Annotated in this window: 10 protein-coding genes; 5 read left to right on the top strand and 5 right to left on the bottom strand. The window is 69.8% G+C overall.

The annotated features are described in order from the left end of the window. Positions 1 to 52 precede the first annotated feature (52 nt). Positions 53 to 628: a CGNR zinc finger domain-containing protein gene (locus AC0662_RS08585; protein WP_452196680.1), complete on the bottom strand. Its 576-nt coding sequence runs from the start codon at positions 626 to 628 to the stop codon at positions 53 to 55. Positions 629 to 721: 93 nt separating this feature from the next. Here AC0662_RS08585 and AC0662_RS08580 point away from each other — a divergent pair, with 93 nt between their 5' ends. Both AC0662_RS08580 and AC0662_RS08575 read left to right on the top strand, forming a co-directional pair. Beyond that, positions 722 to 1,885 carry an epoxide hydrolase family protein gene (locus AC0662_RS08580; protein WP_478299411.1) on the top strand — a complete coding sequence of 388 codons (1,164 nt, stop codon included), beginning with the start codon at positions 722 to 724 and terminating at the stop codon, positions 1,883 to 1,885. A 318-nt stretch (positions 1,886 to 2,203) separates the two neighbouring features. Beyond that, positions 2,204 to 4,963 carry a helix-turn-helix transcriptional regulator gene (locus AC0662_RS08575; protein ID WP_478299409.1) on the top strand — a complete coding sequence of 920 codons (2,760 nt, stop codon included), beginning with the start codon at positions 2,204 to 2,206 and terminating at the stop codon, positions 4,961 to 4,963. A 27-nt stretch (positions 4,964 to 4,990) separates the two neighbouring features. Here the strand turns inward: AC0662_RS08575 and AC0662_RS08570 are convergent, their stop codons facing one another. From AC0662_RS08570 to AC0662_RS08555, 4 genes are all read right to left on the bottom strand, one after another. Next, a complete protein-coding gene (locus AC0662_RS08570) occupies positions 4,991 to 5,668 on the bottom strand; it encodes a sigma-70 family RNA polymerase sigma factor (RefSeq protein ID WP_478299407.1) in 678 nt (225 codons plus the stop codon). Positions 5,669 to 5,791: 123 nt separating this feature from the next. Next, positions 5,792 to 6,211: a DUF4345 family protein gene (locus AC0662_RS08565; protein WP_452196675.1), complete on the bottom strand. Its 420-nt coding sequence runs from the start codon at positions 6,209 to 6,211 to the stop codon at positions 5,792 to 5,794. Next, positions 6,208 to 6,933, bottom strand: a complete 726-nt coding sequence (locus AC0662_RS08560) for an SDR family oxidoreductase (RefSeq protein ID WP_478299405.1) — start codon at positions 6,931 to 6,933, stop codon at positions 6,208 to 6,210. Before AC0662_RS08560 ends, AC0662_RS08565 begins: the two co-directional genes overlap by 4 nt. A 68-nt stretch (positions 6,934 to 7,001) precedes the next feature. Then, positions 7,002 to 8,732 carry an L-aspartate oxidase gene (locus tag AC0662_RS08555; RefSeq protein WP_452196673.1) on the bottom strand — a complete coding sequence of 577 codons (1,731 nt, stop codon included), beginning with the start codon at positions 8,730 to 8,732 and terminating at the stop codon, positions 7,002 to 7,004. Between the two features lie 188 nt (positions 8,733 to 8,920). Here AC0662_RS08555 and AC0662_RS08550 point away from each other — a divergent pair, with 188 nt between their 5' ends. From AC0662_RS08550 to AC0662_RS08540, 3 genes are all read left to right on the top strand, one after another. Further along, on the top strand, positions 8,921 to 11,074 hold the full coding sequence (locus AC0662_RS08550) for an AAA family ATPase (protein WP_478299403.1): 2,154 nt from the start codon (positions 8,921 to 8,923) through the stop codon (positions 11,072 to 11,074). Between the two features lie 138 nt (positions 11,075 to 11,212). After that, positions 11,213 to 11,659 (top strand): helix-turn-helix transcriptional regulator, encoded by a 447-nt coding sequence (locus tag AC0662_RS08545; RefSeq protein ID WP_478299401.1) that lies wholly within the window; start codon positions 11,213 to 11,215, stop codon positions 11,657 to 11,659. A gap of 137 nt (positions 11,660 to 11,796) precedes the next feature. Next, complete coding sequence (locus AC0662_RS08540; RefSeq protein WP_478299399.1) at positions 11,797 to 12,678, top strand: aminoglycoside phosphotransferase family protein; 882 nt, start codon at positions 11,797 to 11,799, stop codon at positions 12,676 to 12,678. The last annotated feature ends 14 nt before the right edge of the window (positions 12,679 to 12,692 follow it).

Below are 12,692 nucleotides of genomic sequence, written 5' to 3'. Positions count from 1 at the left end.
GGACGCTCGAAACCGGGCTACGTCAAGCACAGCACGAGCCGTACAGGAGGGGTTACTCCGCTGGGGCGGAGGCCTTGCGGTGGGCGGCGTTGTAGCGGGCTTTCTTCTGGCGGTTGCCGCAGATGCCCATGTCACACCATCTGCGGGTGCGGCTCTGGCTGGTGTCGAAGAAGGCTGCTTGGCAGGTTGGTGAGGCGCACAGCGCCAGCTTTCCGTCGCGTTCGCCGGCGATGATGCTGATCGCGTCGGCGGCGATCACGCTGAGCGCGTCCTCGACGGGGGATGTCGAGCTGAGCTGCCAGCGCCGCTGTCCGTCGTCCGTCAGGATCGCTGCGGCGCGGCCCTGGGCGCTGCGGTCGTTGATGACCTGGACAGCAGATGCGGGGAGAGCGTCCCGGACTGCGGCCGCGGTGGCGGCGGCGTGGATCGCTTCTCTCAGTTCCTGCGCGAGGGCGAGCTGGGCGGTGCTGCAGGAGTCGACGGCGAGGCCGCTCACGGTCAGCCAGTCGACGAGTCGGTGCGGCGTGGGAATGCGCTCCACGGCGTCGCCGTGACGCTCCGAGAGAGTCCCGGTGAAGCTCGTGGCCAGCACCGTACCTAGGCGAAAGTCGGGGAACGCGGGAGACATGGAACCACCTTAGCTGGTTGCGGCGTCGGTTGGGTGCGTGTTAGAACCGTCTTAGACGGTTCTCGACAGATTTCACGCTGACCAGGAGGTCTCATGTCCGGTCATGTCCAACCATTCGAAGCTCAGGTGACCGACGCGGAGCTTGGCGATCTACGCGCGCGTTTGGCCGCGGCGCGGTTGCCGGAGGCCGAGACGGTCTATCGCGCCGGGCCCGACCCTCGCCGGTGGGACCAAGGCGTTCCGCTCGCCGATCTGGTCGAGCTGGTGGAGTACTGGCGCACCGAGTACGACTGGCGGTCGTTCGAAGCCCGCCTCAACGAGATCGGTCAGTTCCGCACGACCATCGATGGGCTGGGAATCCACTTCCTGCACCGCAGGTCCGCGCGTGCGGATGCCACTCCACTGATCCTGACGCACGGCTGGCCGGGCAGCGTCGCCGAGTTCGTCGACGTGGTGGACGAGCTGGCGGATCCGAAGGATGCGGATGCGCCGGCGTTCCATGTCGTGGTCCCGTCGCTTCCGGGCTTCGGGTACAGCGACAAACCGACCACGACCGGGTGGGGGACCGAGAAGATCGCGGCTGCGTGGGTCGAGCTGATGGGGAGGCTCGGCTACAACAGGTTCGCTGCGCACGGCGGCGACTGGGGCGGCAACATCACCACGGTCCTCGGCGGCAGGTACCCGGCGCACGTTCTCGGCATCCATACGACGTTCGCGGAGTCGCCGCCCGGGTTGACGACGGACGGACTGACTGCGGTCGAGCGCGCGTGGACCGAGGAAACCCGTCACTTCTGGCGCCACAGAGCGGCGTACGCGAAGCAGCAGGCGACCCGGCCGCAGACGATCGGCTACTCGCTCGTCGACTCACCGGTCGGGCTGCTGGCCTGGATCCTCGACAAGTTCGCCGAGTGGTCGGACACCGCGGACAGCCCGTTCGAGACGATCTCCAGGGACCGCGTTCTCGACGACGTCACGCTGTACTGGCTGACGCGCTCCGGTGCGTCGGCGGCCCGTATCTACTACGAGAGCCACAACTCGCTCGATCCGGAACTGCGGGTCGACGTACCGTCGGCGATCAGTGTGTATCCGCGGGACATCGAGAGGTATCCGCGGCCGTGGGCGCAGCAGCGGTACCGGCAGATCGTCCGATGGGGGTCGCCCTCCAGCGGCGGGCATTTCCCGTCGCTGGAGGTTCCCTCATATTTCGTGAAGGACCTGCAGGAGGGCCTCGCCGCCGTGTTGGCCGCTCATCGCTGATCCGACAGTGCGATCGCTTCCTGGAACGCAGTCAGGATGTAGTCGGGCACCTTGAGCCCTTGCCGTCTGTTGTTCACCCCGACCGGCTTGAACGATCGACGAGTCGCGAGTAGGCCACCACCGCCGCGAGCGCTCGGTGGCAGCGCCGGTGAGGTAGTGCTGGACGTTCCGGCTCGTCTGCTCACGTAGTCGGGTCATGGTCTCCGGTCCTTGCAAGTTGCCCAACGCAACGGTTAGCCCCCGGTGTTCAGGAAGACCGCGGTCGGGCCCGTTCTGTGACGCATGGCGCGAGCGAGGTGGCCGCAGTACGCTCGGTCGGTGGCACCGAGCCGGTCGGGCGCCGGGCTGGTTGGGCGGCGAGACGAGTGTCGGGTCCTGGACGACCTTGTCGCGGGCGCCAGGGCGGGTCGTAGCGCGGCCCTGGCCTTGCGTGGCGAGGCGGGCATCGGCAAGACCGAACTGCTGAATTATCTGCTCCAACGGTCCGCCGGCTGCCGGATCGTGCGGGCCGCCGGCATCCAGTCCGAGATGGAACTCTCGTACGCCGGTCTGCACCAGATGTGCTCGCCCTTGCTCACCGGCCTGGACCACCTTCCGGAGCCGCAACGCGACGCCCTTGCCACGGCGTTCGGACTGCGCGCCGGGACCCCGCCGGCACCGTTCCTCGTCGGCCTGGCCGCACTGAGCCTGCTGGCGCAGGCGGGCGGGGACAAACCGCTGGTGTGTCTGGTCGACGACGCGCAGTGGCTTGACCATTCGTCGGCGCTGACGTTGGGATTCGTCGGCCGCCGGCTGCTCGCCGAGTCGGTCGTGCTGGTCTTCGCCGTCCGGGAGCCGACGCAGCGTGAAACGCTCGCCGGTCTCCCCGAGCTGCCACTCAACGGGTTGCTGGAGCGCGACTCCCGGAGGCTGCTCGACTCGATCGCCGCGGCGCCGCTCGACGAGCAGATCCGGGACCGGATCCTCGCCGAGGCTCGCGGCAACCCGCTCGCCCTGATCGAGCTGCCACGCCGATGGACGGCGGCGGAGTTGAGCGGCCTCACCCCGGTTCGGGCACAAGAGTTGTCGAGCCGGCTTGAGCGCGAGTTCGGCCGCCGGCTCGAGTCGCTTCCGGCGCAGACCCGGTCGCTGATGCTGATCGCGTCCGCCGAACCGGTCGGCGACGTCGAGCTGTTGCGCCGCGCGGCCGGGCGGCTGGGCGTCGACGTCGACACCGCGGCAGCCGGCGCCGCCGAGCTGATGACCCTGAACTCTCGCGTGCGGTTCCGGCATCCGTTGGTGCGCTCGGCGACGTACCGGACCGCGTCGGTGACCGATCGGCGGGCGGTGCACCGGGTGCTGGCCGAGTCGATCGATCCGGATGTGGATCCGGATCGCCGCGCCTGGCACCGTGCACAGGCCGCCTCCGGCTCCGACGAGGACGTCGCGGTGGAACTCGAACGATCGGCAGCTCGTGCCCAGGCGCGCGGAGGCCTCGCCGCGGTCGCCGCGTTCCTTGAACGGGCGGCCGAGCTGACCGGCGATCCCGGCCGGCGCTCGGCGCGTGCGCTCGAAGCCGCGCAGGCGAAGTACCAGGCCGGAGCGTTCGAAGCCGTGACCGAGCTGCTCGCGACGGCGAGCGTGGCTCCGACGGACGAGTTGGCGCGCGCACGGATCGAGGTACTGCACGCCGGCCTCGCGTTCGCGCAGGGCCGCGGCCTGGAAGCGCCGGCACCCTTGCTCGCTGCGGCGCGGCGGTTGGAGAAGCTCGACGTACACCTGGCTCGTGACACCTATCTGGACGCTGTGTCGGCGGTGATCTTCGCCGGGCATCTCGCCCGGCACCCGGGACGCCAGGAGATCGGGACGGCGGCGCGGGCTGCGCCGCCGTCGCAGGTACGGCGTGCAGCGGACGAACTGCTCGACGCGTTGGGGGTCCGCCTGACCGACGGCTTCACGGCCTCGGTGCCGATGATCGAGAGCGCCCTGACCGCGTTCTCGAGCGACGACCTGGCCGTCGACGAGTCGCTGCGATGGCTGCTGCTCGCCGGTGTCATCGCCGCCGATCTCTGGGATCTCGAACGCTGGCAGGCGGTCACGACCCGGCACGTCGCACTCACCCGGCAGACCGGTGCGTTCAGCGGGCTCCCGCTGGCCCTGGACTCGTCGGCCGTCGTCCTCGTGTTCGCCGGCGAGCTGACGGCGGCCGCGTCTGCGGTCGAAGAGGTCCGAACGGTGAGTACGGCGATGGGCACCGTCCAACCGCCCTTCGGGGCACTCGCACTCGCGGCGGTCCGGGGTCGCGAGCGCGAGGCCCGCCCGCTCATCGAGGCCACCGTCACCGAGGGGGCGTTGTACGGCCAGGGCCTCGGGATGACCGTCGCGAACTGCCATCACGCAGTGCTGTGCAACGGCCTGGCGCAGTACGACGAGGCGATGACCGCGGCTCGTGCCGCGGCGAGGCATCAGGATGCGTTCGGTGCGCCGCGATGGGCGCTGGCCGAGTTCATCGAGGCGGCGGTGCGGCGTGGCTCGCCCGATGACGCGCCGGAGGCGCTGGAGCAGCTGTCCGAGGCTGCCAGGGCCAGTGGCACGGACTGGGCGCTCGGCGCCGAAGCGTGCGCGCGGGCGCTGCTCAGCAAGGATGCCGTCGCCGAGGACCTCTACCGCGAGGCGATCGACCGACTCGGCCGGACCAGGGTCCGCGTGAACCTCGCTCGCACGCACCTTCTGTACGGCGAATGGTTGCACCGGGCGAACCGTCGTACCGACGCTCGCGAGCAGCTCACCACCGCCTACGACATGTTGAGCACATTCGGTGCGGACGCGTTCGCGGAGCGCGCCCGTCGTGAGTTGGCGGCCGCCGGGACGAAGGTCCGGGAACGCCGCGTGACGAAGTACCTGGCGCTCACTGCTCAGGAGGAGCAGATCGCTCGGCTCGCCGGTGACGGGCTGACGAATCCCGAGATCGGTGCCCGGTTGTTCCTCAGCCCGCACACCGTCGACTGGCACCTTCGCAAGGTCTTCTCGAAGCTCGGCATCGCCTCTCGCCGGGAGATCGCGCACCGACTGACGCAGGGGGCCGTCGCAGGATCGTGATCCGACCGCCTGGTGACACCTGGTCGGTCAGCCGGCCAGGTCGGCGGCGAGGACGTGTTCGAGATTCGCGAGTTCACCGGCCCGGGAAGCTTCGAGGAAGGCGAGCAAGAACGCCGGGTGAGTCCTGGGCGCGCTGGTCACCGGTCGCACGGCGGCGAGTCGCCGGCGGGCGCGGCTGACCACCTGCCTGGTGTTCGCCGGGTGCAGGTGGAGGAAGTCGGAGAGCTGTCCGTACGGGTAGCCGAAGGCGTCGTGCAGGACGAGTGCGGCGCGCTGTCTCGGATCGAGGCTCCCGGCGACCAGCCTCAGCGCCTCCTCGACGGCGACGCGTTGCTCCGCGCGGGCCGCCGGGTCGTGGCTGGAGTCGGCCAGGTCTCGGTCCGGGGCTGTCATCGCGGTCTCGTGGCGGTGGTGCGCGGATCGGCTGACGTTGATCGCGAGCCTGCTGGTCATGGTCACCAGCAGCGCCTTTGGATCCACGATCGTCGTCCGGTCCAGGCGCTGCCACCGGATCCAGATCTCCTGGACGACGTCCTCGGACTCGTTGGCATCGCCAAGGATGCGGTGAGCAACCGCCACCAGGAGCGAGCGGAGCGTGAGGAAGATCGCGACCGCCTCCTCGAGATCGCCTCCCAGTGCGTGCTCACCGCCTTCGACCGCGGCTCGTCCAGCCTCGGCCCGCTGCGTCGACTGTCTTGTGTCCATTGCGTCCGGCCTCCCGTCGATGACAGGGTTCGCACCACCTTGTGCTTCACACTGCAGTGCGATTGCCGGGACTGCACCACGTTCGGTACGTAGGACTCCGCGTGGTCCTGGCCGGTCACGTGGTCATCGTGACCACGTGGGGGAGCGGTCGCCGGCGTCCAGGTGGCGGACTCCCGGGAGGGCGCTCACGGGGAGGACGAACATCAGGCTCACCGCCAGGCCGAGCACGACCGACCAGCCCACCGCGTCGGCACGCAGGTGACCGAGGTGGAAGATCATGTGCGGCAGCGCGAACGCGGCGTACGCGATCAGGGCGACGCCCACGAGGTACCGGTCGAGCCGGATCGCGGCGGCGGCCATCACCAGGCCGAGGCCGAGCGACGCACTGCCGAAGTCACGGAACGCGTGCTCGGCGTACGGCGGGTCCCAGTCGACTGTCGGCACGTTGTCGTAGAACGACCGCGGGGCGAACGTCAGCCAGACGCCGAGGGTCAGCTGGAGGGCCGCCAGGATCACCAGGACTGCCCGGACGTACGTTCTCATCCGAAGTACTCCGCGAACGTGATCCGGCCGTACGTCGGGCCGTCGACCATCGCCTCGCCGTTCGCGAACGCGCGGAAGACCTTGCCGCCGAGCCGCACCGGGACGATCGGGCGGCGCGAGCCCTTCGCCTGCTTCCAGATCCGGGCCAGGTCGTGCACCGTCCGCCGCTCGGGACCGCCGATGTCGGGCGCATGACCCTTCAGCGGTACCTGCCCGACCAGTTCGGTCAGTCTGCTCGCCACGTCCTCGACCGCGATCGGCTGCAGGGACATCGTCGGCGCGAACAGGACCGGCGAGTAGCGCTGTGCGCTGAAGACGCGATCGATCAGGTCGTGGAACTGGGTCGCGCGCTGGATCGTGTACGGCACGTGCGACTCGCCGACGATCTGTTCGACCGCGAGCTTGGTCTTGTAGTACGACAGCGGGATTCGGTCGATGCCGGCGATCGACATCACCACCAGGTGCCGGATGCCGGCGGCGGCCTCGACCAGGTTGCGGGCCTGCTGCACGTCGCCGCGGCCGAGGCTGGTGGCCAGGTGCACGACGACGTCGACGCCGTCGAACGCGGTCTGCAGGCCGACGCCGGTGGTGAGGTCCGCGACGGCGCGGTCCGGCCCCTGCTTCCGGCTCAGCACGCGGACCCCGTGCCCGGCCGCGCGCAGGTGGCTGACAGTAGGGCGACCGAGGTGGCCGGTGCCGCCGGTGACGAGGATGGAACTCATGTCGGTGTCCTTTCTTTGCCAGTGAAGATCGGACAGCCCCCCGATTTGTGACAGCCGCTCCAGGACGCTCATTCGACCAACTTGCCCTCGGACGAGACCTGCCGCATCAGCTGCCGGAGCTCGGCCGGGATCGGTGGGATCGGCTCCTTCGTGACGTCACCCGGTCCCGACCAGACCAGGTTCACCTGGAGCGACGGGTCCAGATCGGGGAAGTCCGCACGGTTGTGGCAGCCGCGTGACTCGCGTCGTGCCAGAGCCGCGTCGAGTGTCGCCCGGGCGGCCAGCACCGACGCCTTGAGATCGAAGGCATGGGCCAGGTCCTGGTAGCCCGCGATATCGGGATGCACGCCGAGATCACCGATCCGCTCCTCGAGGTCGGCCAGCTCCGAGAGACCGGCCAGCAACCCGGTCTCGTCGCGGACGACGCCGGCGCGCGCCGTCATCGTGTCCCGGAGGGCCCGCTGCAGAACGCGCGCGTTCTCCGGCCCGTCGACGGCCAGCAGCCCATCGATCTCCGCGCGCGCCTCGGCCACGGCCGCGGCCGATCGCACCTGCGCCGGCCGGCCGATCGAGTACTTCGCGGCTTCGCCGGCCACGATCTGCCCGTACACCAGCAGTTCGATCAACGAGTTCCCGCCGAGCCGGTTCGCGCCGTGCAGACCGCTGGCGGCCTCACCGATCGCCCACAGGCCGTCGACGCCGGTGCCGTGGTCGTCGGAGCGGACCCAGACGCCGCCCATCGAGTAGTGCGCGGTCGGCGCGATCTCGATCGGCTGCTGGGTGATGTCGAGCATCTGCAGCTCGAGCAGTGTCTGGTAGACCCGCGGCAGCCGCCGCATGATCGTCTCGCGGGGGAGCTGGGACACGTCCAGCCAGACACCACCGTTCGGGGTGCCGCGGCCTTCCTTGATCTCGATGTACTCCGCGAGCGCGACCCGGTCCCGCGTCGACAGCTCCATCCGCTCGGCGTCGTACCGGGCCATGAACCGTTCGCCGAGCGCGTTGCGTAACTGACCGCCCTCGCCACGTGCGGCCTCCGAGACCAGGGTGCCGGCCGCGTTCTCGGGCTCGAGCAGGCCGGACGGGTGGAACTGCACGAGTTCGGGATCGCGGAGTTTTCCGCCGGCCAGCAGCGCCAGCCGGAACGCGTCGCCGGTGTTCTCGTCGCGCCGTGACGACGTACGGCGCCAGATCCGGGTGTGCCCGCCCGCCGCCAGGATCACCGCGTCGGCGTGGATCACGTACCGCCGGCCGGTGGCGAGGTCGAACCCGTAGGCGCCGAACACCGCGTTGTCCTTCACGAGGATCCGCGTCACGTAGACGGTGTCCAGGATCGGTACGCCGAGCTGGACCGCGCGATTGATCAACGTGCGCTGGATCTCCAGACCGGTGTAGTCACCGGCGAACGCGGTCCGGCGGTACGTGTGTGCGCCGAAGAACCGCTGCGAGATCCGCCCGTCGCCCTCCCGTGCGAACGGCATCCCCCAGCGCTCCAGGTCCTCGATGCCGCGGACGGCACCCCGGGCGACGATCTCGACCGTGACCGGGTTCGCGAGCAGGTAGCTCTCCTGGAGCGTGTCGGCCGCGTGCTGCTGCCAGGTGTCCTCCGGATCCATCGTGGCGAGCGCGGCGTTGATGCCGCCGGCGGCGAGCGACGTGTGCGCGTCCGATCGCGGTCGTTTGCCGAGGGCAAGGACCTCGACGCCTTGCTCGGCGAGCTCGATCGCTGCGCGGAGACCGGCACCACCGGTCCCGATTACGAGGACAGAGGTGGCGATCTGCTGTTCGGCGTTGCTCATCTGATCTCCTTCGGAGCGCGGGGTCCCTCATGGATGAGGACAACGCCGAGTGGCGGTTTGTGACTGTCGCTCGCGCGAATGCGTCGGACGTCACGTGTCCGAAGCGGTCGAGGCCGGATTACGGAACCCGTCGGTCTCTGTGCCGGCGCGACGACCACCCCTAGTCTTCGAGGTTGGGGGGTGGACCCTTGACCAGCACGGTGCCGGAGCTGCGCGGACGGCGTACGGAGTGTGCGCGCCTCGAGCAGCTGGCCGGCGGGGTGCGATCCGGTGCGGGACAGGTGCTGGTCGTCCGTGGCGAGGCCGGCATCGGCAAGTCCGCCCTGCTCGAGTACCTGGCCGCGCACGCCGACGGCTGCCGGGTGGTTCGGGCGTCCGGGGTCGAGTCCGAGATGGAGCTGCCGTTCGCCGGCCTGCACCTGTTGTGCCTGCCGTTGCTCGACCTGTGTGACCGGCTGCCTGGGCCGCAGGCGGAGGCGCTGGAGGTCGCGTTCGGAGTGAGCAGCAGTGGTCCGCCGGACCAGTTCCTGATGGGCGCGGCGATGTTGGGCCTGCTGTCGGCGGCCTCCGATCGAGAGCCGTTGGTCTGCGTTGTCGACGACGCACAGTGGCTCGACCAGGCCTCCGTCCGGACCCTCACCTTCGTCGGCCGCCGGCTCTTCGCGGATCGCATCGGCCTGGTGTTCGCGGTGCGCGAGCCGGTGACCGGACCCGAGTGGCACGGGTTCCCCGAACTGACGGTCACGGGTCTCACCGATGAGTACGCCGGTGCGCTGCTCGACTCCGTCGTACCCGGGCGGCTCGACACCCACGTCCGCGACCGCATCGTCGCCGAGACCAGGGGGAACCCGCTGGCCCTGCTGGAGTTGCCGAGAGGACTGACCGCGGCGCAGCTGGCCGGCGGGTTCGAGCGGCCGGACGCGCGTCTGCTCGCGAGTCGGATCGAGCAGAACTTCGCTCGCCGGGTCGAAGCGCTGCCGGAGGACTCCAAGCGCGTTCTGCTGACCGCGGCGGCCGAACCCGCGGGCGACGTACCGTTGGTCGTGCGCGCGCTCGCACTGCTCGAGCTGCCCTTGAGCGCGGCGGCGCCCGCGGAGGCCGCAGGGTTGATCGACTTCGCCTCCCGGGCGCTCTTCCGGCACCCGCTTGTGCGCTCGGCGACGTACCGGGCCGCGGACCCGGCGGACCGCCGTACCGTCCATCGGGCGCTGGCTGCGGCCACCGATCCGGGACAGGATCCCGACCGCCGCGCTTGGCATCGAGCGCAGGGTGCCGACGGACCCGACGAGGAGATCGCCGCCGAGCTGGTCAGCTCCGCCGACCGTGCGCGACGTCGCGGTGGTGTAGCGGCCTCGGCGGCGTTCCTGCAGCGATCGACGGCGCTCACGCCCGATCCGATGACGCGCTCGATCAGGGCGCTCGCTGCTGCCCAGGCGAGCCTGGCGGCGGGTGCGTTCGAGACCGCGCTCGGGCTCCTGAACATCGCCGAACAGCGGCCGGCCGACGAGCTTCACCAGGCCCGGGTGAATCTCCTGCGCGCGCAGGTCACCTTCAGTTCTGGGCACAGCCTGGAGGCTCCGCCGCGGCTGCTCGAAGCCGCCCGGCGACTGGAACCGCTCGACCTCGGGCTCGCCCGCGACACCTACCAGGAAGCCTTGGCCGCCGCTCAGTTCGCCGGCCGCTTCGGCGGTCGGACAGGGATCGCGCAGATCGCCCGAGCCGCCAAGACGGTCCCCAGCGCGACACCGGAGCGGAAGCGGGACCTCGTGTACCGGGCAGTGTCGACGCTGTTCGCCGACGGCCACGCTGCTGCGAGGACACACGCCGCGGAAGCGATGGCTGCGTTCGCGACAGAGGACGACACGACCGACCTGGACGACCTGCCCTGGATGTGGCTGGCCGCGCTGCTGCCGATCAATCTCTGGGACGACGAGCACTGGCATCTGCTCACCGCACGGCATCTCCGGATCGCTCGTGAGCTGGGCGACCTCAACCAGTTGCCACTCGCGCTCCACCATCGCGCGATGCTGAACCTGTACGAGGGGGAGCTGACGGCCGCGGCGGCGCTGCTGACCGAGGTACAGACTGTCAGCGAAGCGACCGGCGCCGGTCTGGCGGCGTACGGCCAGATAGGACTGGCGGCCTGGCGCGGACTGCCCGGTGCGGGGTTGATGATTGCCGCGAGCATCGAGGACTCGGAAGCTCGCGGTGAGGGCGGTGCGGTGACCTTCGGGCAGCTGATCAATGCGGTGCTGCACAACGGGCTGTCGGAGTACACGGTCGCGTTGCGGTCGGGACTGGAGGCGACCGCTTATCCCGCGGAGCTCAGCCAGTCCAGCTGAGCGCTGCCGGAGCTGATCGAGGCCGCGTCCCGCGCCGGACAGCCGGATGCGGCGGCCGATGCGTACGCCAGGTTGCAGCTGCAGGCTCAGGCTTGCGGTACCGACTGGGGTCTCGGGGTGCTAGCACGGTCGACCGGGTTGCGATCAGGCGGGAGCGCGGCGGAGGCGGCGTACCAGGAGGCCGTCGAGCGCTTGGGGCGGACGCGGATGCGGATGGAGCTGGCGCGGGCACATCTGGTGTACGGCGAGTGGCTGCGCCGCGAGCGGCGCCGCGAGGACGCGCGAGGCGAGCTGCGGGCGGCCCACAAACTGTTCGCGGCCGCCGGTGCCGAGGCCTTCGCGGAGCGCGCCGCTCGACAGCTGGCGCAGGCAGGGCAACCGGTAGGCGACCCGCGCGCCGGTAACGGGTCGGCCCGGGACCTGCTCACTGCGCAGGAGGCCCAGATCGCCGAGTTGGCCGGATCTGGCCTGACCAATGTGGAGATCGGCACCCGGCTGTACCTGAGCCGGCACACCGTCGACTTCCACCTCCGCAAAATCTTCACCAAGCTCGACATCACGTCCCGCAAACAACTCCGCCCTTAATTGCTGCACCTTGCCGATGGGGAGCGCCTCGGCATGAGCCTGTCGGTCACCTACGATCGCGGCGCGGATGGGTGGCTCCGGAGCGGAGGATGACGGTGAAGACGGACAATCGCACGCAGTTCCGCGGCTGGTGACCCATGGCGCACAAGGTTGAGTTTCGGTTGTCGGAGAATCCGTGGGCGCCGACGGCGGTCATCGAAGAGGTGAACGCACGCACGGGCAGCGGTCTCCTGCTGACCGGGCTGGCGGATCAGGTGGGTGGCTCCAGCAGCGCCGCGTTTGTGGCGTGGCCAGATGGTCGCGAGTCAGCGATGACCCGCACTCTCACTCCGTTGCCCGTTATGCGACAGACGGCGGCGGTGCTCAACGACGTACGCCGACTGGGGTTGCCTGTTCCTGCGCACGAGCTCGTGATGGAGCTTTCTGATGGGTACGTCGTTGTGGTGCAGGAGCGACTGCCCGGTCATCACGTTGATGCACTCGACCAGAACACGGCAGCCGCGATCGTTGCGATGAACAATCGCTTTGCCGGGGTGTTGCGTGATCATCCACAGGTTCCGCGGCCGCGAGCCTTTCCGGACACGACTCGCGGGTACGGCGCCTTCGGGCACACCGTCGGGCGTCTTGGCGAACGGGGTCGACGGCTGCTGGAGCGACTGCTCGCAGTCGACGGCGGGCGACCGTTTCGCATGCAGGGCGACGACCTGGTGCACACCGACTACACGCCAGGCAACGTCCTGTTCGATGCCGCAGGCAACGTCACCGGCGTAGTCGACTGGAACGCAGGAGCATCCCGCGGCGATCGGCACTACGCACTCCTCGGCCTGCAATGGGGCAGCAGCGGCGAGACGGCCGGCGCCCACCAGGTCGAGGCCGAGCTAGCCACCCTCACCCCTGCCACCAGACGCACCTACGAGGCCCACTGGATGATCGACAAACTCCACGACTCAATCCTCAAAGCCTTCCCACCGGACCGCATCGAGACCGACCTGACCCGAGCCGAGCAAACCCTCGGTTGAGGCATGAAAGGCTG

The organism is Kribbella sp. NPDC043289 (assembly GCF_056436705.1).
Note: the sequence above shows the minus strand (reverse complement) of the source record. Positions and strands in the feature narration are given on the sequence as shown.

What these genes read in the sequence shown, in the direction of transcription:
- AC0662_RS08585 (WP_452196680.1), bottom strand. Translation starts at nt 628, where the DNA reads ATGTCTCCCGCGTTCCCCGACTTTCGCCTAGGTACGGTGCTGGCCACG.
- AC0662_RS08580 (WP_478299411.1), top strand. Translation starts at nt 722, where the DNA reads ATGTCCGGTCATGTCCAACCATTCGAAGCTCAGGTGACCGACGCGGAG.
- AC0662_RS08570 (WP_478299407.1), bottom strand. Translation starts at nt 5,668, where the DNA reads ATGGACACAAGACAGTCGACGCAGCGGGCCGAGGCTGGACGAGCCGCG.
- AC0662_RS08565 (WP_452196675.1), bottom strand. Translation starts at nt 6,211, where the DNA reads ATGAGAACGTACGTCCGGGCAGTCCTGGTGATCCTGGCGGCCCTCCAG.
- AC0662_RS08560 (WP_478299405.1), bottom strand. Translation starts at nt 6,933, where the DNA reads ATGAGTTCCATCCTCGTCACCGGCGGCACCGGCCACCTCGGTCGCCCT.
- AC0662_RS08555 (WP_452196673.1), bottom strand. Translation starts at nt 8,732, where the DNA reads ATGAGCAACGCCGAACAGCAGATCGCCACCTCTGTCCTCGTAATCGGG.
- AC0662_RS08540 (WP_478299399.1), top strand. Translation starts at nt 11,797, where the DNA reads ATGGCGCACAAGGTTGAGTTTCGGTTGTCGGAGAATCCGTGGGCGCCG.